The organism is Stenotrophomonas maltophilia (assembly GCF_013464485.1).
In the GTDB taxonomy this organism is placed as follows: domain Bacteria; phylum Pseudomonadota; class Gammaproteobacteria; order Xanthomonadales; family Xanthomonadaceae; genus Stenotrophomonas; species Stenotrophomonas maltophilia_AW.
Genome location: NZ_RAUX01000001.1, coordinates 221,866 through 244,685, shown reverse-complemented (window position 1 = coordinate 244,685; position 22,820 = coordinate 221,866). Strand labels below are relative to the sequence as shown.

The window sequence follows — 22,820 nt, the reverse complement described above, 5'->3', positions numbered from 1 at the left end:
TTCTGCGGGGGAGAGAGAACAGGCCGCGCAGTGTAAGCGCTGGCGAGCGGGCGCTCTTGACCCAGGCTACTGCCCTGTACTGTCGCTGATCTGTAGAGCCGAGCCTATGCTCGGCTGCCTTTCTCTACACAGCCGGCGATCGCAGCCGAGCATAGGCTCGGCTCTATAGATCAGATGGCGCCCCGGCGCCACGCTGCGGGGGTCTGGCCGCACTCGCGACGCAGCGCGCGGGTCAGTGAACTCTGCTCGGAATAGCCTGCGGCAAGTGCGATATCACTGATCGGCGCGGCGCTGGTGCGCAGCTGATGCTTGGCCCAGCGCAAGCGGCACGCACTGAGCCAGGCCTGCGGGCTGAGCCCGAACTCGCGAAGGAACAACGCGTGCAACCGGCTCTCACTGACACCTACGAACGCAGCCATGCGCGCCACCGGCCACGCCTGGCCGGGCTCGGCCTGTACCGCCGCACACAGTCCCTGCATGCGTGCGCCGCTGCCAGCCGGGGCAAATACCTGCAGCAACCGCGGCAACAACGCGGGCATCGGCTGCCCGGCCTGCACATCAGCCAGGCACCGGCGCAGCGCCAGCGGAAGGTAGAGCCAGCGCTGCCGGCACAGATGTTCCTGCGTGCCGTCATCAAGCACGCCCGGCGGGCAGTCGACAATCACGAAACCATTCGGGCCATCGGCCATCTGGTCGTGCGCCTCGCCAGCGGCAACGAAGGCCCCCTGCAGCAGATCCAGGCGACCACCCCGTCCTTCCATCTCGAACTGCAGTTCGCCCTGCAGCGGCAGCACCCACTGCGCGTAGTCATGGCGGTCCAGGCCAGTGGCCTGGCCGTAATGCCGCAGATGGAAGATGGCGCCCATCAGCGCAGTGTGCGCGTGTAACACCCCCCGTGCAAACCACTGCTATAGTCGATCCGTCATCCAACGCAGGGAATGCAGGCCATGACCCATCAGCACGTCGCCCTGGCGATTGCCGCCAGTCTTGGACTGGCAGTGGCCGCAGCGGCCTCCGCACAGGAACGCACACCACCGGCCCCGCACTGCATGGATGCTGTTGGCGTGCAGGAGGTGGAACAGGCGTCGCCGCGCTCGATCGCCCTGCGCGCCGCTTCCGGCCAGGCCTATCGCATCGATTTCAAAGAGGATTGCCCCGGCGTCCGCGTGGCCACCACGCTGAAGCTGGAAGCACCCGCCGGCTGGGCCTGTGGCCGTCCCAGCGAGCGCGTCGTGGTGGACGGCCGCAGCTGCGCCGTCAGCGCGGTCACTCCGGTGCAGAACCGGGACTACGCCGGCGTGGCCCGCGACAGCGACCGCCTGCACACCGCCACCCTGCCCGCGCTGACCATCCGCGAACGCAAGGAGGTGCGTCGCAGCTTCGGCGGCTCGCCGTCGTACTGCTTCGCCACCCGCAATGTGCGTGGGTGGTCATCCGATCCGCAGGGCATGCTGGTGGAGACCAATCCACGCCGCAATGGCGGTCACCGCTACTATCGCGTCGAGCTGGGCAGCCACTGCCGCCAGCTCGACCGTGCACCACGGCTGAGCTTCCACTCCGGCCTGCAGAACGGCCTGATCTGCGGCAATCCCGGCGATCGGATCATGACCGCCGAATTCGAAGCAGACGACCTGCGCAATGACAGCATTGCCCCGCTGCCGCAGTACACCCGCAGCAGCTGCAGGATCCAGGCGGTCTACCCAGCCTCCACCCAGGCGTCGAACTAAGCGTCAACGCCCAGGAAGGTGAACGGTGCGCTGGGCACGAAGCTGCCCAGGGCATCGCCGGAGAAGGTGTTGCGCTGGTCCGGGCCCAGGTCCAGCTTGAGCACCTTGCCGCCGAAATCGACCTTGTTCAGATCGACCCAGAAGGTGTTCGGGGTCAACGCCGATTCGAAGAAATAGAGCCGCCGCTTGTGGTCGGCCACGGTGCGCCAGCGCGTGGATGAGATGTTCGGTTCACCCGGCGTAGTGATGCCATACGGCACCGAGGTGTTACGGATCACGCTGAACACACTGGCGAGGGCCACCACCGGGTCTTCCGCCTTTGGAATGGCGTTGATGTAGAACGAGGCGCGGGCGAAACGGTCCGCGGAGCGGTTGGTGCCGGGCAGCATCACCGTGCCGCCGATCTGTTGCCAGTAACTGTTGAGGGCCAGCTGCTGCTCGAAGATCGGCGAGTTGGTCATCACCTGGTAGCGCCGGTCGTGGTGGATCACCTGGCGACCGCCGATGTATTCGACGATGGCGCTGTCGCCGCTGGCATCGGACAGCGACAGGTGCAGTGTCGCCTGGCGATCCTCACCGGGTACCTTGTCGGTGACGATCGAATACGGCTCGCGCTTCAGCGCGGCCACCGCCTCCTCCACCGTGGCGAAGTTGTCCAGCACGTACTGCGCCCACAGCGAAATCGCCAGGCCCGGTTTGCTGCCTCGCTGCTGCGGATACTCCGATTCAACCAGCCACAGCAGGTTGGCCACCAGGCCCTTTTCGTTCATGCCATCGGTGGTCGATACGTCGTAACCGGTCGCCACCACCGACCCGTAGCGCGCGGTCCACGCCAACGACTTCGGGCCGGCCTGGCCGGTGCGTGAGATGCCGCGCGGAAGTACGTAGAGGTTGGTCGCCACATCGACCTTCCAGTCCATCGAGCGCGCGGTGATCACATCACCGTTGTCGCCCAGGTACACCGCGCGCGTGCAGGCTGCTGCCGGTGCCGCGGCTGCAGCCAGCGCGACCACCAGCATCCCCCTTCCCATCCATTTCATCCGTGCCATGCCGTTGCACTCCGTTCCCCGTGATCCAATGATAGGACCCCACACGGGGTGACACAGGGGTGAAGCCTCAGCGGACGAAGCGGTCGTGCAGCCAGAATCCGGCAAGCATCGCCGGCACGAACCACAGCGCTTCGCGTGAAGCCACTGCCAGTCCGGCAATGGCCGGACCCGGGCAGTAGCCCACCCAACCCCAGCCGATGCCAAACAGCGCCGCGCCGAGCAGCAGGCGCGCATCGAGGCCGCGCGCCTCAGGCAGCATGAAGCGCACTGCATGCAACGGTTGCACGCGCCGCATCACCCAGCGCTGGCCGACCGCGCTCACCAGCAGCGCCGAACCCAGCACCCACAGCAGGGTGGGATCGAAGTCGCCCGTGATGTCGAGGAAGCCGAGCACACGGCGTGCGTCGGTCATCCCCGAAAGCGCCAGCCCCGCACCGAACAGTGCACCCGCCACTGCGGCGGCCGTTACCGCGCGACTCACGCCAGGCCTCCAACGTGGCGGATCAGGAACGTGGTCAGCATCGCGACCGCCATGAACACCAGTACGGCCGCCAGTGATCGCTTCGAACCACGTGCCACGCCACAGACACCGTGACCGCTGGTACAGCCATTGCCCAGGCGAGTACCGAAACCGACCAGCAGGCCGGCACCGATCAATTGCCAGGCCGGCAAGGCGTCACGCAGCGTCCCGCGCGTCGGTTGGCCCGGCGCGGCCTGCCACCAGAGCACCAGCCCGGCCGCAGCCAGTAGTCCGAGCAGGAAGGCACCGCGCCAGGCACGCTCGCCCCGCACTGCGCGCAGGCTGCCCGCCGCGATCCCGCTGATACCGGCCACGCGACCCGTGCTTGCGAGCAACAGGACCGCCGACGCGCCAATCAGTGCGCCACCGGCAACTGCACTCCATGGCACGCTCACGGTCCACCCCGCTGCGATGCATCCATTGGCTTGCCTATTGAATTAGCTTTATCTAAATTAGACTTTTCTAAATGCAAAGGTCAACCATGACCGGCACCGACCTCGACAGCACCGCGATGGCCGAACACGCCGCGCAGGCCGCTGCGCTGCTCAAGAGCCTGGCGCACCCGGCCCGGCTGCGCGTGCTGTGCCGCCTGGTCGAAGGTGAGGCCCCGGTGCCGGAACTGCAGGCACTGACCGGCCTGAGCGCATCGGCGTTGTCACAGCACCTGGCGGTGCTGCGCGAACGGCAAGTCGTGGCGACCCGACGCGAGGCGCAGGCAATCCACTACCGGCTCGTTGAAGGGCCCGCGCTGGGCGTGCTGCAGGCACTGCATGCAGCCTACTGTGGTGGTGCTTCGCGCTGAATCCAGCGCATGCCCTCAGCCTGCGTGCAGCGCCGGCTGCACCACCTGGTCAAGCAGGTCCACCGGCGTGGGTGCCGAGCTGTCACCCTGCAGGGCCCGGGTGAACCCGGACCAGTCACTGGACGAAAGCCGGCGCAGCATCGCCGCATCCACCGGCAACGAACGCATCGACCAGTAAGGGAACTGGCGCTGGCCAAGGCGGCCACGTGCCAGCTCGATGATGTCGATGTGGCTGCCCGCCTGCAGGATGCGCTCGTACACCGAATCGATGCCATCCGGCGGACCCTCGATGTACTGCAGGAAGCGCTCGCCGTCATGCAGCAGCACCCCGGTCACCCCGGCCAGCTTGTTGAAACGTGCCGCATCCTCGACCAGCACGTGCAGGCGCTCGTCGGAAAGATCCGGCAATGCCCGGCTGACGTAGGCGATGGCACGCAATGGCATGGCGCTTCCCTGACTGGATGTAGGGCCACGGTAGCAGTTGCGGACGAGTCCGTCTCAGTCCCGTGAAACGCTTGCTGAAGAATTCAGCTTGCAGCCAGAGCCGCGCCGTCGCTGCGCCGCGGCAGCACCGCTTCGAATATCACCTGCCCCGCCTCGTTGCGGGCCGCGATGCGTCCACCATGCGCGCGCACGAACTGATCCACGATGTACAGGCCCAGGCCCAGCCCCTTGCTCTGGTGGAAACTGGCCTTGAACGGCTCGAACAGGCGCGGCAGCAGCGCATCATCGATCTGCCCTGCATTGCTGACCCGCAGCATCACGCTGCGTGGATCGCGACCATCCACCTCCACCCTGGCCTCGCTGCCGTGGGTCAACGCGTTGCCGAGCAGATTGGCTGCAACCTGGCCAAGGCGATCCAGATCGCCCTGCAGCCGGGTGTCACCGTCCATGTGCAGGCTGATCCGGTCCGCGCCGTGCGCACTGCCCGCTTCGGCTACCACCGCGCGGGTCACGTCGGCCAGATCGCAGGCACTTGCCTGCAGGCGCAGGCCGCCGCTGCGGATCCGCGAGAAGTCCAGCAACTGTTCCACCATCCGCGCCATGCGCAGCGTACTGGCCTCCAGGTACTGCAGGGTCTGCTGCGCGCCGGCGTTGCCCTCCGGCAGCTCCAGTGCCAGCTTGTCGGCGCACAGCAGGATTGCCGACAGCGGCGTGCGCAGATCGTGGGTCAGTACCGCTGCCATGGTTTCGTTGAGCTTGAGCGCGCGTTCCAGCGCCTCGTTGCGCGCCTTCAGCAGCTGCCGCTGCTGGTACAGCTCGATGAAGACGTTGACCTTGCTCAGGATCACCTGCGGCGCCACCGGCTTGTGCAGGAAATCCACCGCGCCGGTTTCATAGCCCTTGAACACGCGCAGCGGGTCGTCCGGTGACGCGGTCAGGAAGATGATCGGCACATCGCGGCTGCGATGCGAACCGCGCATCAACTCGGCCAGGGTGAAGCCATCGATCTCCGGCATGTGCACATCGAGCAGGGCCAGCGCCACTTCATGCTCAAGCAGCAGCTCCAGCGCCTGCGCGCCCGATCCGGCCAGCAGCAGGTTCACCCCTTCGCGCTGCAGCAGGGCCTGCATGGCTACCAGGTTCTGCGGCACGTCATCGACGATCAGCAGGTTGACCGGGGTCTGCGACTGCGCAGGGTCCGGTGGCAGCAGGTTCATGCAAACAACTCCTTCAGGCGGCGGCACATCAGTTCAAGAGGCAGCACGGCGTCGGCGCCGGCGTGCTGCAGGGCGGACGCCGGCATCATCGATGCCTCGGCCTCCTCGGGACATTGCAGCCAGGCATGTCCACCGGCGGCGCGCACCGCGGCAACGCCTTCGCTGCCATCGCTGCTGGCGCCGGTCAGCAGCAGTGCCAGCACCTGCGGGCCGAACACTGCGGCCGCAGATTCAAACAGCGGGTCAATGGCCGGGCGCGAAAACAGCACCGGCGCATCCACCGACAACGCCAGCGCACCGGCGTCTTCCACCAGCAGGTGGTAATCCGGCGGCGCGAACGTCACCGTACCGGGCCGCAGCGGTTGCTTGTCCTCGGCCTCACGCACCGGCAGCGCGCAGTACGGCGCCAGCACTTCGGCAATGCGGCTGGTGCGGTCACGCGGCAGGTGCAGCACGGCCAGCACCGGCGCCGGCAGCCCCGCCGGCAACGCACCCAGCACGGCCTGCAGCGCGGCAACGCCACCGGCAGACGCGCCGACCACCAGCAGCGCAGGACGCGCGGTCACGGCCATCAGGCCACCTTCCGGTACAGGCGGTGCTCACGCGAACAGACCTCGAAGGCATCATGGTGACGCCCGAACTGCAGCGACTCCTTGCTGCCCAGGCCAAGGAAGCCACGATGCACCAGCGCTTCACGGAACAGGCCTACAGCCCGGTCCTGCAGGTCGCGGTTGAAATAGATCAGCACGTTGCGGCACGACACCAGGTGCACCTCGGAGAACACCGTGTCGGTGGCCAGGCTGTGATCGGCGAACACCACGTTGCGGCGCAACTGGCGGTCGAACACCGCGCCATCGTAGGCAGTGGCGTAGTAGTCGGACAGCGACGCGGTGCCGCCGGCCGCCAGATAGTTGCGGCTGAACTGGGCCATCCGGTCAATGCCGTAGGCACCGGCCTCGGCCGTTGCCAATGCCGCCGGGTTGATGTCGGTGGCATACACGATGCTGCGCTCCAGAAGGCCCTCCTCGTGCAGCAGGATCGCCAGCGACCACACTTCCTCGCCGGTGCTGCAGCCGGCCACCCACAGCTTCACCGAAGGATAGGTGCGCAGCACCGGCACCACCTGCTCGCGCAGCTCGCGGAAGTACGCCGGATCACGGAACATCTCCGAGACCTGCACGGTGAAGAACTGCATGGCCTGGGCAAACAGGTCCGGCTCGTGCAGCAGGCGGTACTGCAGGTCGACCAGCCGCTCGCAGTCATAGCGCTGCATCGCCTGGCGCATGCGCCTGCGCAGCGACGACACCGCATAGCTGCGGAAGTCGTAGTGGTAGCGCTGGTACAGCGCCTCCAGCAGGACCTTCAGTTCCAGGTCGAACAGCGCCTGCTCGTTCATTGCCGCGAGCACCAGACCCGGCACAGCGACACAAGCTTGTCCACGTCGATGGGCTTGGCGATGTAATCATTCGCGCCGGCCTGCAGGCAGCGCTCGCGGTCGTCCGGCATGGCCTTGGCGGTCAGGGCGATGATCGGCAGGTCCTGCAGGTGCCGCTGCGCGCGGATCTCGCGCATCGCGGCCAGGCCGTCCTTCTCCGGCATCATGATGTCCATCAGCACCAGGTCGACCTCGCGCTCGGCCAGGCGGTCCACCGCTTCCTGCCCGTTGCGCGCGATCTCCAGGGTCACGCCCAGCGGTTCGAGCACGCTGGACAACGCGAAGATGTTGCGCACATCGTCCTCGGCCAGCAGCACCGTGCGGCCATCAAGCACGGAGTCGCGCCGGCGCGCCTCGCGCAGCAGGCGTTGCTGGTCACTGGGCAGGCTGGCCTCGACGCTGTGCAGGAACAGGGTTACTTCGTCCAGCAGGCGTTCGGGCGAGCGAGCGCCCTTGATGATGATGCTCTTCGAGTAGCGGCGCAGGCGCTGCTCCTCCTCGCGGCCCAGCGCGCGGCCGGTGTAGACGATCACCGGCGGGAAGCCGACATCATCGTTGCCGGCCATGTGCTCGAGCAGGTCGTAGCCGCTGCCGTCGGGCAGCGACAGGTCCATCACCATGCAGTCAAAGGTGACCGTGCTGAGCTGCTCCAGCGCACCGGCCAGCGTACCGACCGCTACGATCTGCAGCTGGTCGCGGCCCAGCAGCAGCTCCAGGTTGTGGCGCAGCTCGTTGTCGTCCTCGACAATCAGCAGGCGCCGCACGTCGCGCTGGCTGGTCTGTTCCAGCTGTTCGATCGCGGTCACCAGGCGTTCGCGCGTGGTCGGCTTGATCGCGAAACCAATCGCACCCAGCTCGCGCGCCACCTGGCTGCGGTCCATCGCTGACACCACGTGCACCGGAATGTGCCGGGTATCGGGGTTGCGCTTCAGCCGCTCCAGCACGCTCAGGCCGGACACGTCGGGCAATCCGATATCAAGCAGGATGCCATTCGGCCGCAGTTCGCTGGCCAGGGCCAGCGCTTCTTCCGCTGTCCCGGCCACCACGCAATCGAAGTCCAGCTCGTGGGCCAGCGCCACCAGGGCTTCGGCAAAGGTAGCGTCGTCCTCGACGGCCAGGATCAAGCGCCCTGCGCGCTGGCGGCGGCCCCGGTCGTCGGCCACGCTGGAAGCCACCACCACCGGTGCCGGCGGCAGCGCGGCAGCCATCGGCGGCGTGGTCGTGGTTGTCGGTACCACCGTGGCCGAAGCATCCGTGCCGGCGGATTCGACCGAAGCGGCCGGCGCGCCCTGCAACGGCAGTTCCAGGATGAAGCAGCTGCCGCGGCCCGGTTCACTGTCGACCTGGATGCTGCCGCCCATGCGCTCGGCAAGGTCGCGCGAGATCGACAGGCCCAGCCCGGTTCCACCGTAGCGGCGGCGGGTGCTGCCATCGGCCTGGCGGAACGCTTCGAAGATGACCTGCAGCTGCTCCCGCGCGATGCCGATGCCGCTGTCGCTGACCTCGAAGCGGATGCGACCGTTGCCACCGGCTCGAACGTGCAGGCTGACCCTGCCGTGCTCGGTGAACTTCAGAGCATTGGCCAGCAGATTCTTCAGGATCTGCTGCAGGCGCTGGCTGTCGGCCATCAGCTGGCTGGGCGCCAGTGCGTCGGCCTCGATCTGCAGGGCCAGGCCCTTCTGCCGCGCCATCGGCTCGAAGGTTTCGCGCAGGCGCTGCAGCACGCTGTCCACCACCACCACTTCGTCGGCCAGTTCAACATGGCCGGCTTCGATACGCGACAGATCCAGGATGTCGTTGATCAGCGCCAGCAGATCGTTGTTGGACGACAGGATCGCGCGGGCGTACTTCACCTGCTCCTCGGTCAGCGTGCCGTCCTTGTTGTCGGCCAGCAGCTTGGCCAGGATCAGCGAGCTGTTCAGCGGCGTGCGCAGCTCGTGCGACATGTTGGCCAGGAATTCGGACTTGTAGCGCGACGTAGCCGCCAGCTCGTTGCTGTTGCGCACCAGCTGCGACTGCGCGACCAGCAGCGCCTGCTTCTGCGCTTCCAGCTCGTGGGTGCGCTCTTCCAGCTGCACGTTGCTCTGCTCCAGCTCGGCCTGCTGCTCTTCCAGATGGCTCTGCGACTGCAGCAGGCTGCGACTCTGTTCTTCCAGTTCCTCGTTGGCCACGCGCAGCTCTTCCTGCTGTGCCTGCAGTTCCTCGCCCTGGCGCTGCGACTCTTCCAGCAGCACCACCAGCTGCGCGCGCAGCAGCGAGGCGCGCAGGGCCATGCCGATCGTCTCGGCACAGCGCTCCAGCAGCTCGACATCGAGCCGCTCCTGTTCACCGACGCGGGTGCGTCCCAGTTCAACGATGCCCACTACCGCACCATCGCTGCTGATCGGTGCCAGGATGCGCTCGCGCACCGGCAAGCGCCCCAGGCTGGTCTGCAGCTCAAGCACTGCATCATCCCCACCGTGCAGGTGGCGGATGCGTTCGTCCCGTGCCACCTGCCCGGCCACGCCCTCCTGCAATGCCAGCGACGCCGGCATGCCGGACGGCAATGCCAGGCCACCGGTCAGTTGCAGTCGTCCCCCTTCCAGGCGGTAGACGGCGGCGACATCGGCCTGCAGCTTGGCCCCCAGGCTGGTCGCGGCCGCCTCGGCGATCTGCTCCGGCCCCAGGTCACCGCGCAGGCTCATCGCCACCGCGTTCTCGGCTTCCTGCAGCCACAGCGCCCGCATCGCCTCACGACGCGCCTGGATGGCGCGGGAAACGATCAGCGCGATCATCAGGAACGCACACCCGCCAATGCTTCGGTTGACGAACGAGAACGCCGAGTTGGAGCTGGCCGGGGCGACGTTGTAGCCAATGATCAACAGGACGCAGGCAACGACGGCCACGATGAACGGCGCGCGCGCACTGCGCTGGAACAGCGTGACGCCAACAGCGAGGAAGTACGCCAGCCAGACCGCATAGCCCAGCGGCACCACCATTTCCAACGCGATGGTCGCTGCCAGCAGTACGGCGGAGGTCATCCAGATCCAGCGGTCACGCGTGGTCGTACCAGGACGCATGCAGGTCGGTTCCAGAGGCAAAGGGTGGGTGATGGTACTCCGTGTCGCATTCAGCCGCACAGGACCATTGGCACGTGCCGACACCTGCACGCAGCCTTCACACTTCAATGCCTAGCTTCACGTCCCTCACAGGGGTAAGACTTATTTTCACGTGGACGCAGCCGCCTCTACGACGTCCGTGCTGACGGACCCTTCCCGACAACTGCGACTGCTGATCGACAGCGTGCGCGACCATGCGCTGTACCTGCTTGATCCCGAAGGCATCGTCTGCAGCTGGAACCCGGGCGCCGAGCGCATCAAGGGCTATTCAGCCAATGAAGTGGTGGGAACGCACTTCGGACGCTTCTATCTGGCCACCGACCGCGAGGCCGGCGAGCCGCAACGCCTGCTTCGCGTCGCGGCGCAGCAGGGCCATGTCGCCAGCGAAGGCTGGCGCGTGCGCCGCGATGGCTCGTCGTTCCGCGCCAGCGTGGTCATCGAGCCGGTCATCGACAGCGGTGAGCTGCTCGGCTTCGTCAAGATCACCCGTGACATCACCGAGCAATGGCAGGCGCAGCGTCTGCTGCGCGATGCCCAGCGTGCGCTGCGCAACACCCAGCAGTTCGAGACGGTCGGCAGGCTCAGCCGTGGCCTGTCGCACGAGTTCAACAACCTGCTGACCACCATCGGCAATGCGCTGGACCTGTTGTCGCTGCGCGTGAACGGTGACGATGCCCGCGCCGCCGAGTTGCTGGACGCTGCGCAGGCGGCCACGGACCGTGGCGCCCTGTTGACCCGCCAGCTGTTGGCGTTCAGCACCGGCCAGACCCTGATCCGTGAACCACAGGACCTCAATGCGCTGGTCCGGCAATGGCTGCCGGACCTGCAGCGGGCCTGCCCATCCAGCGTGGTGCTGGATGCCTGTCTGACACCGGGCCTGCCGCAGGTGAGCACCGATACGATGCAACTGCAGGCAGCCCTGTCCAACCTGGTGGCCAATGCAGTGGAAGCCACCATCGATGGCGGCCGCATCCTGATAGGCACTGCACTGGAACATCGCCTCGATCCGGACGCGGACACCCCTCTGCAACGTGGTTATGTCMCCCTGAGCGTCTGCGACGAGGGCCACGGCATGGCGGCCGACATCGCCGAGCGGGCCAGCGAGCCCTTTTTCACCACCAAGGACATCGGCAAGGGCAGCGGCCTGGGCCTGAGCCAGGTGTTCGGATTCACCACCCAGAGCGGCGGCTTCGTCGATGTGTCCACCACGCCCGGTGTCGGCACCACGGTCAGCCTGCTGCTACCTGCAATAGAGGAAGCAACCCATGACCGATGACCCGATCCGCGTACTGATGGTGGAAGACCAGACTGATCTGCGCGAGATGATCGGCCTGGCCCTGCGCGATTTCGGCATCGAAGTCGCCACCACCGCCGATGGCCACCAGGCCGCGGAACTGCTCAAGGGTGAGGCCCGCTTCGACGTGGTGTTCAGCGATGTCAGCATGCCCAACGGCATGTCCGGTATCGAGCTGAGCGAGCACGTGGCACGCGAACAGCCACAGGCACGGATGATCCTGTCATCCGGCTATGCGCGTTCGCAGCTGCCGCCCCTGCCCGATCAGGTCGAGTTCCTGCCCAAGCCCTACCGCCTGCGCCAGCTGGTACAGCTGCTCAGGCAGGAGTGACCCGTCGCCGGGCGTAGCCCGGCATTTCATGCCTGAAGAGCCGGGCCTACGCTCGGCTGCCTGCGTCAATAGCGCCCCACCAGGTTCAGGTACCACCCGCGATGGGTGTAATCGAACCGGGTCAGGTCGTCACTGAAGTCGGTGAAGTTGTAGCCGACGCCCACGCGGAAGTTGCGGCCGATATCGCGATCGACACCGGCCAGCCAACCCTGCCTGCGGCCACCGTCACGGACGTCCAGCAGGCGATACTCCAGCAGACCGTGCCACTGGTAGTACAGGTCATAGCGCAGCTGGCCCGAAGCAAAGCTGGTGGCCGAATCGAACCACGGCCCCGTGCCACGTCCGTAGCGCACTTCGCCTTCGCGACGCGCCGCCTTGGCCGCCACTTCCCAGCGCTGGTCGATGCGGTAGACACCTTCCAGCGACAGCACCTGGGTGCGCTGGTCGTAGTCCACGCCATTGACCTGGCCCATCGTCGACAGGTCGTACAGGTAGCTGTAACGACCGAACAGCGCCCAGCGGTCGTTATCCCACGGTCGGTAGGCGAAGCCCAGGTTGCCCTCGATGAAGCGCGCACCGGCCACCGGGTTGATTGCATCGTCGGTATCGGCGTAGTTGAAACGTGCCGCGATGCGCCAGCTGTCATTGAGGCGATGGCTGAGGCGGTTGGTGCTGACCCATTGCGTGCGCCGCTCGGCGCCCGTATCGCGACGCCATTCCAGCTTGCTCTGCCACTCGGTGCCCGGCGAGGTGCGACCACCGGACAGGCTGACCGCCTTGCGATCGACCTGGCCACTGCTGGCGTCCAGCTTGCCGTTGCTCAGGGTGAAGCCCGCGTTCCAGCCCACCGCCGGATAGAAGTCCATGCCGAACGTGTGCGCCAGGCCAGACTCCTGCCCGGATTTCAGGAACTGGCTTTCGTTGAACACGTTGACCTGGTCAGACAGGCGCCAGCGCTGGCCCAGGGTCCAGCCATCCTGCGCATTCGGATTGAACAGTGGGTCGTACTCGCTACGGTCGGTGGACTGGGTGAACGCACCATAGAAGCTGTGCTGCGGGGTCAGCCGGTACTCGGCGTTGACCTGCGCGGCAGTGCCACGGTCGCCGTCCGAGACTTCCGCACCGAGGGTGGACAGGTTGGCGAAGGTCCAGGTACCACCGGCCACCACCGCGTCGTTGTCGGCGTAGCGGCCATGGTCGTCGTCGACGGTCAGCTGGCCGCCGCCGTACACATCCAGCGACGTGCCGATGCGATGCGTGTAGCGCGCCGCAGCCAGCACGCCAGCCACGTTGCCGCCAAGGCCACGGTCTTCCTGCACACGGCGCAGTTCGGCCGACAGGCGGTCGTTCTCGCCGATCCGCCATTCGGCCGTCGCTTGGGCCTGGATCAACGATTCGTTGCCGCGCCGCGCCTCGCTGTAGCGCGCATACAGGCTGAAGTCGTCGGTCACGTAGCCCAGCAACTCGGCGCCCTGCTCGCGCACGCGCTGGCCGGTGTCGAAGCGGCCCACCGAGTAGCCGCCGTCCACCTGGCGCCACCAGGCGCCCGCGCTCCAGTCGCGCTGGGTCCAGCCCAGTTCGCGCAGGTTGACGCGTGCTTCGACGGCGGTCGCTTCACCTTCGCGCGGCCCCTCCGGGTTGAGGCGGCTGAAGCTGAGGCCGCCGTTGTCGGAGAAGAACACCGGCGCATTGGTCGCTTCGCTGCGGCTGTGCTCGACCTTCAGATAGGTGCCCCGGCCGGCCTGCAGGGTCAGGTCCGCGCCCTTCAGCGAATAGTCCTGGCCGGCGCGCTGCTCGTCCACGTAGGTGGCACCGACGGCCACGTGATCACCAATCCAGTGCTTGCCGCGCACGCCCGCAGTGATGCCATCGCTGTCGAAGCCGGTCGGCACCCATTCGTAATCCACGATCAGGCGCTGCTCGTAACCGTCCAGTGGCACGTCACGGCTGATCCGGCGCAGGTTCTCGCGGCTCACCTGAGCCAGCGGGCGGGTCAGCAGGATACGGCCCTGCAGGGCGTCGATCTCGTAATCGGCGCCGCGCACCATCGGCACGCGCTGCTCCACGCGACCGGTGGTGCGGTCACGGATTTCCAGCACCACCTGGTCCGAGCCACTGAGGATGCTGGCATGGCGCAGGTAGTACAGGCTGCCGCCGGTGCCGATGAACTCGCTGTGGCCCGGCGCCGTTTCGGCCTGTGAACCGAACAGGCGCAGCTCGCTGCGCGCATCACCCCAGGCATTGGCGCCACGCGAACGCCACGACAGCGCCGCACCGTACAGCGAGCGCACGTACTGCGCGTACTCGGTGCCGGTCAGGCCGGTGTTGTAGTTGCCCCACAACGCCTGGTTCTTGTCCCAGTCCATGCGCAGGTAGAAGCGGCCCATGCTGTCCACGTCGCGCTGGGTCAGCGAGTCGTCGCCGTAGGTCGGGTAGTACAGGTCCGGATCCAGGCTGCGGAACAGGTCGCGCGGGTCGGCCGTGGTGAAGCCGGTGAACAGCTCGTCCAGCGGACGGTTCTGGGTATCGGCCTGTGCGGTCAGCAGATAGCGGCCGCGGGTCTTGGCCTTCAGGTAGAAGGCCAGGCGGCCGTCACTGAGCACGTCATCATTGCGCTCGCCCCGGGCCAGGTCCTGCCCTGCCCCGCTTGCCTTGTTCTGGTACACGGTGATGTCGGCCAGGCCGACGCCGAACAGGTACTGGCCACTGACATCGACCTCCAGCGTGCGCGCGATCGCCGGCGCATCCGGTCGCTCCACGCGCATGTCGAAGGCGTGGTGGCCGATCGGCATCAGGTACTCGGCGGCGAACTTGCGGTCCTGGTCCAGCGGATAACTGTCGCCATTGATCTTCAGCGATGCCCCCAGCGGCAGGTCGCGGCCACGCAGGCGCACCCGCGAGCCGTACACCGGGATGTTCTGCTGGCGCAGGCCGTTGCCATCGAATACCTGCTGCAGCAGTGAAAGCGACGCGGCCTGGTTGGCGTCCACCGAAGTGCCGCGGCGGTCTTCCAACGCGTCACGCAGCTGCTGGTTGCCGCGTTCGAACTCGGCCGGCGTTACCAGCTGCATCGACTGCGCGGTGGTCTCATCCACATTGCCCTCGGCATCGAAGGCGCGCAGCACATAGACCAGGCGATCGCCGCGACGCAGCGGCGTCGAAGCCGGCAAGGTGCCGTCCCACGTACCCTGCGCAACCGCCGCCACCGGCAGCTCGAACGTCGCCAGTGCTGCCACGCGATCCGTGTCGCTGCCGCGGTAGACACTGACTTCCAGGCGCTGGATGAAGGCGGTGTAGTTGCCGCGCACGTAGAACTCGACCGGCCGCACGATACGGCCTTCGTCGAAGGCGACCATGCCCGGTGCGGAGACCGACAGTTCCGGCTGCCCCATCGCCGGATCTTCCGTGGCCCAGATCGCACCGCCTGCCGGCAGGCGGATCATGAACTCGCCACGCACGGTGGCCTTGCCCGGCTCATCGATCGCCAGGCTGACCCGGCGGTCCGGTTGCAGGGCCTGCGAGCTGGAACGCGCGGAGGTGCCCTCGGTGACGGGTTCGTCGTAGCTGCGCGAGCGCAGGCTGAACAACAGTTCGCCCTGGGCCTTGCACTGGTCGCCATCACAACGGATCGGCGGCGGTTCGGCGGCGGGCGGTGCGGCCTGGACGGCACCGGCCAAGCCCAGCAGCAGGGCCTGGTAGAGCGCAGCGCGCGGCAGGCAGGCCGCACGGCGGGCAGCAGAGTGATGCGCGCTCATCGGCGTGCCTCCTGTTGGCGAGCGGCCGCACGGGTGGCGGCGCTCTCCTCGTTGCGGACGCGCAGGCGCTGCTGCACGGCAGGGCTGAGCTGGCTGCGCAGCACCTCGAACACGGCGTTGGCACGGCGCAGGCCCAACGCCTGGTTGTAGGCATGGCTGCCACGCACGTCGGTGTGACCGACCAGGCTGACCTGGCCACCGCCCAGCTTTTCCAGGCGCGCGGCGATGGCGGCCAACAGCGGCTTGAACTCGTCGCGTACGGTGGCCTTGTCGGTGTCGAACAGCACGTTGCCCAGCAGCGCGCCACCGGCATCCACACCGGCCAGCAGTGAGTGCGGATCACGCACATCGGTGCGCAACTGAACGGTCAGCCCGGCGCGCGCGCTTTCGGCCACCTCGGCCTGCAGCGCATCACGCACCACCGCAGCACGGGCGAAGGCCAGTGCCTGGCTTTCGCCATTGGCGGCAATCACCACGTCGCCGCCCTGGTAGCGGTCGACCACGTCGGCCATCTTCTTCAGCACCGGGCGGTAGCTGGCCTGCAGCTCGCTGCTGCGCGGCGCGAACAGCACCTCGCCCAACGCGATTTCCATGCGCTCGGCGCCCGCCTGCGGCGATGGCGGCAGGCGCACGCCGAAGCTGAAGCGGGTCGGTACGCCCTGTGTAACACGACGCAGCAGCGGATTCTCGGTGGTCAGTCCGGCACCGGCCGGCAGCGTGGCCGGGTCCAGCTTGATGATGAAGTTGCGGCCCAGGCGCGCGTCACCACCGTGCACGTCAGCCAGGTGGTAGCGCCCGAACGGATCGGTCTCCACCAGCAGGCCTTCCACCGTCGCCAGGCGTACGCCAGGGATGCCCTGCTCCTGGATGCCCTCGTTGCCGATCACGTAAGCCACTTCGTAGCCCTCGGCGACACGGGCGATTTCGCGGCGTACGGTCGGCTCGGCCGCGGTCAGACCCTTGCCGGCATCACCGCTGCGTTCCACCCGCGTGGCGCCCTGCGCGTCCATCCGCAGGCGATGGCCCTGCGCGCTTTCCAGCATGAAGTCATCGCTGAAGGACAGTTCGCGCAGGCGCTGGCGCAGCACCACCTGGTGGGCCTCGACCGTGTCGGACGTCGACGCGCGGCCATGCACCACGCCGATCTGCACCCCGTGCAGCAGCGGCGCGCTGGCATCGGCCAGCGGCTGCGGGCCGTCGCCACGGTCCAGCGTGGTCGAGCCGGGCACATAGACCGAAGCAGCGAATCCGCCCTGCACGCGCACGCCGCTCAGCTCGGCACTGTCCTGCCAGCCATCACCGTCGCGATCGTCGAACACGGTGCCGAACACCAGGCTGTCTTCCAGCAACGGATCGGCATCCATCGCCACCTCGGCGGTGGCGATGTTCGACAGCGGACCGCCATCATCAGCCGTGGCCACGGCTTGGTTCACGTGGTTGCCCGCGCGCACGCCGGCGCCCACCCGCAACAGGTAGGTGATGGTGGCGCTGCGACCCACCGCGATGTCCACCGCACCGATGCGCAGCGGCGATTGGCTGCTGGCCAGCGCGAATGCGCCGTCATCGTCGGCCACGCGCATGGAGCCATCCACGTAGCTGAAGCCCGGCGGCGGGGTGTCAACCACCACGCCATCGCGCCAGTGGCTGCCGCCCACGTTCTCGACCACCAGCTGGTAGCGCACCAGGTCGCCCACCTTCACCCGGCGCGGGCTGGCGGTCTTGGTGATGCGCAGGGCGAAGTCGGACACCACCTTGTGGCGGGTCTCGCAGGTGGTGCAGTCCGGCGGCGGCGAGCCATCCGGATACTGCCCGCGCAGGCGGTTCAGCACCTCGGTGCGGGCCTCCTGGTTGACCACGGCCTGATAGACGAATTCGTGGCGGCCGATCGAGGTACCCGCCGGCAGCGTGCAGACGATCTCCGGCCCCTGCTGGACGCATCCAGCCGGCAGGCTTTCGATGCTCAAGCCCGCATCGGGCGTATCCACCAGTTGCAGCGGACCGCGCAGCGCAGCGCGCTCGACGGTGGCCACCAGCGTGTAGCGCAGGCGGTCACCCGGCCGCACCTCGGTGCCGCTGGCAGGCCCGGACTGCTTCTCCAGCACCACGCGCGGTTCGGCCAATGCGTGCTCGGTGCTGCAGTCGCCGCTGCAGGTGGGCGTGTCACCGCCGGTGCCGAGTACGGCATTGCGCACGCTGCCACTGGCCTGGGCATTGACCAGCGCCCGGTAGCCCAGCGTATAGGTGCCCGGCGCCGTACCGGCCGGCAACGTGCAGACCAGCGGATTGCTGGCGTTGCAGGTGAACGGTCCCGGCTGGGTGACCGACTGCAGGTCCAGGCCCGTGCCCAGGGTATCGGTCAGGGTCAGCGTATCGAGGGTCTGCGAATTGGCGACCGTCACTTCCACGCTGTAATCCACCGCATCGCCGACACCGACGGGAGCGACGGTGCTCGACTGCTTGCGATAGGTCACCACCGCCGACAGCACAGGCGTAGTAGTGCCGCAGTTGGTGGTGCAGGTCGTGACGCCGGTGCCACTGCCCACCACCGCATTGCTCACGCTGCCCTTGGCCTGCGCGTTCACCTGCGCGGTGTAATCCACAGTATAGGTACCCGGCACGGTGCCGGCCGGCAGCGTGCACACCAGCGGGTTGGCAGCATTGCAGCTGAAGCCCTGGCTGGAGGTCACCGCACCGAAGTCCAGGCCCGGGCCCATCGTGTCGGTCAGGGTGAACACCGCCGTGGTGCGCGAGTTGCTGACCACCGCGGTGAGCGTGTAGGCGATGCTGTCACCCACCTTCACCGCACCCGCCGCAGCCGAGGTCTTGCGGTAGTCGATCGCGCTGCCGGTGACCGGCGTGCTGGTACCGCAGTTGGCGGTACACGACGGGTTGTCGCCACCGCCGCCGAGCACGGCGTTGGTGACCTGGCCGGTGGCCTGTGCGTTCACCACGGCGGTGTAGGTCAGGCTGTAGCTGCCCGGCACGGTTCCCGCCGGCAGGGTGCACACCAGCGGATTGGCGGCATTGCAGGTGTAGCCGCCGGCGCTGGTGACCGCATCGAAGTCGAGGCCGGTGCCCAGGGTATCGGTCAGGGTCACCACATCGGTGGTGCGCGAGTTGGTCACTACCGTGGTCAGGGTATAGGTCAGGCGATCACCCACCGCGACCGGTCCGGTGCTGTTCACCGACTTGGCGTAGCTCACGCCCGGCGTCGCCACCGGGGTGGTGGTGTCACAGTTCACGCTGCACGACGGGTTGTCGGTGCCGCTGCCGAGCACGGCATTGCGCACGCTGCCGCTGGCCTGCGCGTTGACGATGGCGCCATAGGTCAGGCTGTAGGTACCCGGCACGGTGCCGGCCGGCAGCGTGCAGACCAGCGGATTGGCGGCGTTGCAGGTGAAAACGCCTGCACTGCTGACGCCAGCGAAGTCGAGGCCGCTGCCCAGGGTATCGGTCAGGGTGACAACGGCGCTGGCGCGCGCGCGCGTCACGGTTGCGGTCAGGGTGTAGTCGATGCGGTCACCCACCCGTACCGGCCCACCGGTGGACGCCTGCTTGGCATAGACCACCTGCGCAGAGGCCATCGGCGTGGTGGTATCGCAGGCCCCCACGCAGGATGGATTGTCGGTGCCGCTGGGCACCACCGCGTTGCGCACCTGGCCGCTGGCCTGCGCGTTGACCACGCCGGTGTAGGAGAACGCATAGCTGCCCGGCACGGTACCGGCCGGCAGCGTGCAGACCAGTGGATTGCCCGGCACGCAGTTGAAGCTGCCGGCGCTGGTGATGCTGCCGAAGTCCAGGCCGGTGCCCAGCGTATCGGTCAGCGTGGTGACCGCCGTGGTGCGCGAATCGGCCACCAGCACGGTGACGGTGTAGGCAACGCTGTCACCGATGGCAACCGGGCCGGCGGTGCTGCTGGCCTTGGACACCGAGACACGCGGTACCGCCACCGGCGTGGTGGTGGTGCAGTTGCTGCTGCAGATGGGTGTGTCCGTACCCGTGCCGACCACGGTGTTGACTACCTGGCCACTGGCCTGGGCGTTGACCGTGGCCGAGTAGCTCAGGCTGTAGGTGCCCGGCGCGGTTCCGGCCGGCAGCGTGCACACCAGCGGATTGGCCGCGTTGCAGGTAAATGCACCGGGGCTGCTGACGCTGGCGAAATCCAGGCCGGTTCCCTGAGTGTCGGTGAAGGTCAGCACATCGCGGGTGTTGCCGTCAGCCACGGTGACATCCACCGTGTAGCTCACGGTCGCGCCTACCGCGACCGGGCCGGCGGTGTTCGAACGTTTGGCGTAGCTGACGCGCGTCACCGGCACGGTCACATCGCTGCGCGTGCAGTGGTCAACGTCGGTGCAGCTGCTGCCGGGTACCGGCGGATTACCGTTGTTGAAGGGATCGTAGCCGCCGCCCACGCTGGCATGGTTGGTCAGCACGCCGGTCGCAGCAGCGGTGACCGCTACCGGAAGGGTGAAGGCCGAACTGGCGCCGGCGCTGCCGGCGGCGGCCAGTACCTGGCTGCTGGTGCAGGTCACGTCCTGGCCACTGGCGGTACAGCTCCAGCTGCCGCTCACATGGACACCCGTCCAGTTCGGCACGATCCCGGCCGGCAGCTGGTCACGAACCGTGATCACACCCGCCGGCACGTTCGGCGGATTGCCGGTCGGCACATCGGTGGTGTTGCTTACGGTCAGGGTATAGGTGGTGCCCGCCTGACCATAGTTCCAGACGCCTCCAGTGGCGTTGTTGCCCTTCACCACCTTCAGCGACGGCGCGGTGATGATGACCCGGTGGTCTTCCACTTCACCGTCATCGGCCACGCCGGTGGGGTTCTGGATCTGCGTGGCAAGGGTGGCATAGCGCAGCCGCACATAGCTGGTGCCTGCGCTGACCACCGCCGGCACGGTCCACGCCAGGTTGGCCTGGCCACCACTGCACAGCGCGGTGGTACTGCGCTCATTGGCATCGAACTGGCCGTTGCGGTTGAAGTCGATCCAGCCGGCCACGCTGCCGTTGCCTACGCAGGCCACGGGCTGGTTGATCAACGTACCAGCCTGCATCACGGTCAACCGGTAGTTGCCTGGCCACCCGTCCTCCTCGCGACTGCCCGCCACCGGCGAGTTGTCGTCGCCCAGTGCATCGGCGCTGTAGCTGCTGCGCTGTTCGGTATCCGGGCCCAGGCTGCCGAGGAAGTCGGTCAGCGGCGGCGCCAGGCCACCGGGCGTGTAGCCGGCGGTGTTGATATTGAAATTGCTGGCGCCGGCCGGAATGCCGTCGGAGCGGAACTGCAGGTCGTCCACCACATGCATGGCGTCGCCATAGCTGGCCGGCGCATCACCGAAGTCGGCATACGGCACCAGCAGGCCGATGGCGATGGCAGTGGTACCGCCGCCGCGCATCGAGAAGCCCATGTTCACCGCCAGGTTCCCCGGCGCGTGTGCGCCGTTGTCGAAACTGAGGAAGGTGACCGCCGCCGTGTTGTCGTCGTTGCCGGGACCGAAGCGGATCACCTGGTTGGCGCCGCTGGTCGACTTGTTCACCAGATAGGGCGTGGCATTGGCCAGGTTCTTGCGGACCTCGACCACGTTCCAGGTGCCCTGCGCACTGGCTTCGACGAACTCGCCGCTGTTGTTGATCGACTCGGCGTCGGCCATCACTACGCCGCGCAGACGGTAGGGCGCGCCGCCCAGAGTCGACGTACAGGTGATGCTGAAGCTGGAGGTACCGCTGGCACGCGCGATGCCGGCAATCAGCTGGTTGCTGCTGCCGGTACCGCCGATGTTGTACAGATCGTCGAGGCTGTCACCGCCAAAGTTGCCGGGACGATAGCTGCGCAGCACGTTGGTCTCGGCCGTATTCAACCGGCAGTCGACGCGCAGGTTCACCCCCGCCGCGATCGGCATGTCGATGGACGACGTGGCGCCATCGTTGAGCACGACATTGTTCACGCCATTGGCACCGCCGCCCCAGGTCAACCACAACACCGTGTTGCGATACGGGCTGCTGCCGCCGGTCGCATACGCGGCCGCCCACGCCAGCGAGGGCGCGCCCATCAGGAACAACAACACCAGGCCAAGTGCCATCCAGCGACCTGGCTGCGCGCACTGCTGGGTTTTCTTGGGATGAACGCATCCACCGCCCGCGCGAATGCGCGACGTCGTCGACTGCCACATGGTGATTTCCCCGGTCGGCCCGCATAGGAGCCGCTGTTCAGTGGGTCGCCTGGGACGAGCTCTTCAGGCTGGCGACGCGCATTGCACGTTCTGCCGGCTCCATGGCCACTACAACCGTCCCTGGACCCGTTGGTCAGGTATGAAGTTAAGCGACTACGATACCGCACCGCAACAAAAGTGTGATGAACGTCTCATTTAAACTTATCGATCCCGGCCTTGTTCGACGAGCACAGTTGTAGCAACCCGGAAGTGCGACACCGTGCACAATTCCGGCAGTGCGAACGCCCTTTCCGGCAAGACGTCACGCGAATTCGGCGCAGGGTGCAGTGCAGGCCCAGATCGGCGCGAAGTGCGCTGCGGGCATCGCGATCAGGATTTCATCGCACCCTGCTGGAACGACGCCAGCAGCGTGGAGGCGGCCATGGCCGGGGCCAGCCGACCACGTGCGAGTGACCAGGTAATGCCGTAGAAACAGGTCCAGTAGAAATCGGCCAGCCACACCGCACTGAACTCAACGTTGAACACGCCGGCCTTCTGGCCACGCAGGAAAAACGCCTCGAAGCGCTCGCCGATCGGCGCCCAGCGCTCCGGCAGCAGATGCAGGTCGCCCTGGCGCTGCTGCTCTTCCATCATCCGCGCGAACAGCAGCGTCACCAGTTCCCAGTCCGCCAGCAGCGTGGCGGTGACCTGCGGCAGTACCTGCCGTGCATCCACGGCCTCGTCGAACCAGACCGCCGCCGCTTCCAGACGCTCGAAGCCTGCGGCGAACAGTGCTTCGTCTATCGCTTCACGTGTTGGTGCAAACCGATACAGCGTGGCCCGGCTGATGCCTGCCCCCTGCGCCAGTTCGCTGAGCGTGCAGCGCGGATGGCTGACCAAGGTGGCTGCCAGGGCGTGGTGCAGATCGCGGCGGGTGCGTGCTGCGGCAGGTCGCATGAAAGCGCTGAGGTATGGGTTCACCCTCACGCTAGCATGAAT

General features: G+C 67.2%; 16 protein-coding genes. 4 read left to right on the top strand and 12 right to left on the bottom strand.

Going from position 1 to position 22,820, the window contains the following annotated elements; all coding sequences use genetic code 11:
- Window positions 1-170: 170 nt before the first annotated feature.
- Window positions 171-866, bottom strand: a complete 696-nt coding sequence (locus tag D7Y61_RS01095; RefSeq protein WP_180864614.1) for a helix-turn-helix transcriptional regulator — start codon at window positions 864-866, stop codon at window positions 171-173.
- 81 nt (window positions 867-947) lie between these two features.
- On the opposite strand from D7Y61_RS01095, the gene D7Y61_RS01090 reads away from it, so the two are divergent.
- Window positions 948-1,727 carry a DUF6491 family protein gene (locus D7Y61_RS01090; protein WP_180864613.1) on the top strand — a complete coding sequence of 260 codons (780 nt, stop codon included), beginning with the start codon at window positions 948-950 and terminating at the stop codon, window positions 1,725-1,727.
- On the opposite strand, the gene D7Y61_RS01085 is transcribed toward D7Y61_RS01090, so the two are convergent.
- The 3 genes from D7Y61_RS01085 to D7Y61_RS01075 form a co-directional block, all read right to left on the bottom strand.
- The gene (locus D7Y61_RS01085; protein ID WP_180864612.1) at window positions 1,724-2,776 is read right to left on the bottom strand and encodes a linear amide C-N hydrolase; all 1,053 of its coding nucleotides are present in this window, start codon (window positions 2,774-2,776) and stop codon (window positions 1,724-1,726) included. The two genes, D7Y61_RS01090 and D7Y61_RS01085, sit on opposite strands and share 4 nt — an antisense overlap.
- Window positions 2,777-2,843: 67 nt before the next feature.
- Entirely contained in the window at window positions 2,844-3,257 is a 414-nt protein-coding gene (locus D7Y61_RS01080; protein ID WP_180864611.1) for a DUF6691 family protein, read from the bottom strand.
- Entirely contained in the window at window positions 3,254-3,691 is a 438-nt protein-coding gene (locus D7Y61_RS01075) for a YeeE/YedE thiosulfate transporter family protein (RefSeq protein WP_180864610.1), read from the bottom strand. Before D7Y61_RS01075 ends, D7Y61_RS01080 begins: the two co-directional genes overlap by 4 nt.
- Before the next feature lie 86 nt (window positions 3,692-3,777).
- Here D7Y61_RS01075 and D7Y61_RS01070 point away from each other — a divergent pair, with 86 nt between their 5' ends.
- Entirely contained in the window at window positions 3,778-4,098 is a 321-nt protein-coding gene (locus D7Y61_RS01070; RefSeq protein ID WP_180864609.1) for an ArsR/SmtB family transcription factor, read from the top strand.
- 15 nt (window positions 4,099-4,113) lie between these two features.
- On the opposite strand, the gene D7Y61_RS01065 is transcribed toward D7Y61_RS01070, so the two are convergent.
- The 5 genes from D7Y61_RS01065 to D7Y61_RS01045 all read right to left on the bottom strand — a co-directional run bounded on the left by D7Y61_RS01065 (window position 4,114) and on the right by D7Y61_RS01045 (window position 10,253).
- Entirely contained in the window at window positions 4,114-4,542 is a 429-nt protein-coding gene (locus tag D7Y61_RS01065; protein ID WP_180864608.1) for a BLUF domain-containing protein, read from the bottom strand.
- An 83-nt stretch (window positions 4,543-4,625) separates the two neighbouring features.
- Entirely contained in the window at window positions 4,626-5,759 is a 1,134-nt protein-coding gene (locus D7Y61_RS01060) for a hybrid sensor histidine kinase/response regulator (RefSeq protein WP_180864607.1), read from the bottom strand.
- Window positions 5,756-6,331: a chemotaxis protein CheB gene (locus D7Y61_RS01055; protein ID WP_180864606.1), complete on the bottom strand. Its 576-nt coding sequence runs from the start codon at window positions 6,329-6,331 to the stop codon at window positions 5,756-5,758. The genes D7Y61_RS01060 and D7Y61_RS01055 overlap by 4 nt, the downstream gene beginning before the upstream one ends.
- Complete coding sequence (locus tag D7Y61_RS01050; protein WP_180864605.1) at window positions 6,331-7,155, bottom strand: CheR family methyltransferase; 825 nt, start codon at window positions 7,153-7,155, stop codon at window positions 6,331-6,333. Before D7Y61_RS01050 ends, D7Y61_RS01055 begins: the two co-directional genes overlap by 1 nt.
- Window positions 7,152-10,253, bottom strand: coding sequence for a response regulator (locus tag D7Y61_RS01045; RefSeq protein ID WP_180864604.1), 3,102 nt, complete (start codon window positions 10,251-10,253; stop codon window positions 7,152-7,154). The genes D7Y61_RS01050 and D7Y61_RS01045 overlap by 4 nt, the downstream gene beginning before the upstream one ends.
- A 151-nt stretch (window positions 10,254-10,404) precedes the next feature.
- Here D7Y61_RS01045 and D7Y61_RS01040 point away from each other — a divergent pair, with 151 nt between their 5' ends.
- Together D7Y61_RS01040 and D7Y61_RS01035 are read left to right on the top strand one after the other, a co-directional pair.
- Window positions 10,405-11,568, top strand: a complete 1,164-nt coding sequence (locus tag D7Y61_RS01040; protein WP_430543686.1) for a two-component system sensor histidine kinase NtrB — start codon at window positions 10,405-10,407, stop codon at window positions 11,566-11,568.
- On the top strand, window positions 11,558-11,917 hold the full coding sequence (locus tag D7Y61_RS01035; protein ID WP_180864602.1) for a response regulator: 360 nt from the start codon (window positions 11,558-11,560) through the stop codon (window positions 11,915-11,917). The genes D7Y61_RS01040 and D7Y61_RS01035 overlap by 11 nt, the downstream gene beginning before the upstream one ends.
- Window positions 11,918-11,982: 65 nt before the next feature.
- On the opposite strand, the gene D7Y61_RS01030 is transcribed toward D7Y61_RS01035, so the two are convergent.
- The 3 genes from D7Y61_RS01030 to D7Y61_RS01020 form a co-directional block, all read right to left on the bottom strand.
- On the bottom strand, window positions 11,983-15,672 hold the full coding sequence (locus tag D7Y61_RS01030; protein ID WP_180864601.1) for a hypothetical protein: 3,690 nt from the start codon (window positions 15,670-15,672) through the stop codon (window positions 11,983-11,985).
- Window positions 15,669-21,752: a CshA/CshB family fibrillar adhesin-related protein gene (locus D7Y61_RS01025; protein WP_180864600.1), complete on the bottom strand. Its 6,084-nt coding sequence runs from the start codon at window positions 21,750-21,752 to the stop codon at window positions 15,669-15,671. Before D7Y61_RS01025 ends, D7Y61_RS01030 begins: the two co-directional genes overlap by 4 nt.
- A gap of 459 nt (window positions 21,753-22,211) precedes the next feature.
- Entirely contained in the window at window positions 22,212-22,778 is a 567-nt protein-coding gene (locus D7Y61_RS01020) for a TetR/AcrR family transcriptional regulator (protein ID WP_180864599.1), read from the bottom strand.
- Window positions 22,779-22,820: the final 42 nt, after the last annotated feature.

Bases quoted from the DNA above. Each gene is read 5' to 3' on its own strand.
- D7Y61_RS01030 (WP_180864601.1), bottom strand. From the start codon at position 15,672: ATGAGCGCGCATCACTCTGCTGCCCGCCGTGCGGCCTGCCTGCCGCGC.
- D7Y61_RS01090 (WP_180864613.1), top strand. From the start codon at position 948: ATGACCCATCAGCACGTCGCCCTGGCGATTGCCGCCAGTCTTGGACTG.
- D7Y61_RS01095 (WP_180864614.1), bottom strand. From the start codon at position 866: ATGGGCGCCATCTTCCATCTGCGGCATTACGGCCAGGCCACTGGCCTG.
- D7Y61_RS01025 (WP_180864600.1), bottom strand. From the start codon at position 21,752: ATGGCACTTGGCCTGGTGTTGTTGTTCCTGATGGGCGCGCCCTCGCTG.
- D7Y61_RS01020 (WP_180864599.1), bottom strand. From the start codon at position 22,778: ATGCGACCTGCCGCAGCACGCACCCGCCGCGATCTGCACCACGCCCTG.
- D7Y61_RS01085 (WP_180864612.1), bottom strand. From the start codon at position 2,776: ATGGCACGGATGAAATGGATGGGAAGGGGGATGCTGGTGGTCGCGCTG.
- D7Y61_RS01035 (WP_180864602.1), top strand. From the start codon at position 11,558: ATGACCGATGACCCGATCCGCGTACTGATGGTGGAAGACCAGACTGAT.
- D7Y61_RS01045 (WP_180864604.1), bottom strand. From the start codon at position 10,253: ATGCGTCCTGGTACGACCACGCGTGACCGCTGGATCTGGATGACCTCC.
- D7Y61_RS01070 (WP_180864609.1), top strand. From the start codon at position 3,778: ATGACCGGCACCGACCTCGACAGCACCGCGATGGCCGAACACGCCGCG.
- D7Y61_RS01050 (WP_180864605.1), bottom strand. From the start codon at position 7,155: ATGAACGAGCAGGCGCTGTTCGACCTGGAACTGAAGGTCCTGCTGGAG.
- D7Y61_RS01065 (WP_180864608.1), bottom strand. From the start codon at position 4,542: ATGCCATTGCGTGCCATCGCCTACGTCAGCCGGGCATTGCCGGATCTT.
- D7Y61_RS01055 (WP_180864606.1), bottom strand. From the start codon at position 6,331: ATGGCCGTGACCGCGCGTCCTGCGCTGCTGGTGGTCGGCGCGTCTGCC.
- D7Y61_RS01060 (WP_180864607.1), bottom strand. From the start codon at position 5,759: ATGAACCTGCTGCCACCGGACCCTGCGCAGTCGCAGACCCCGGTCAAC.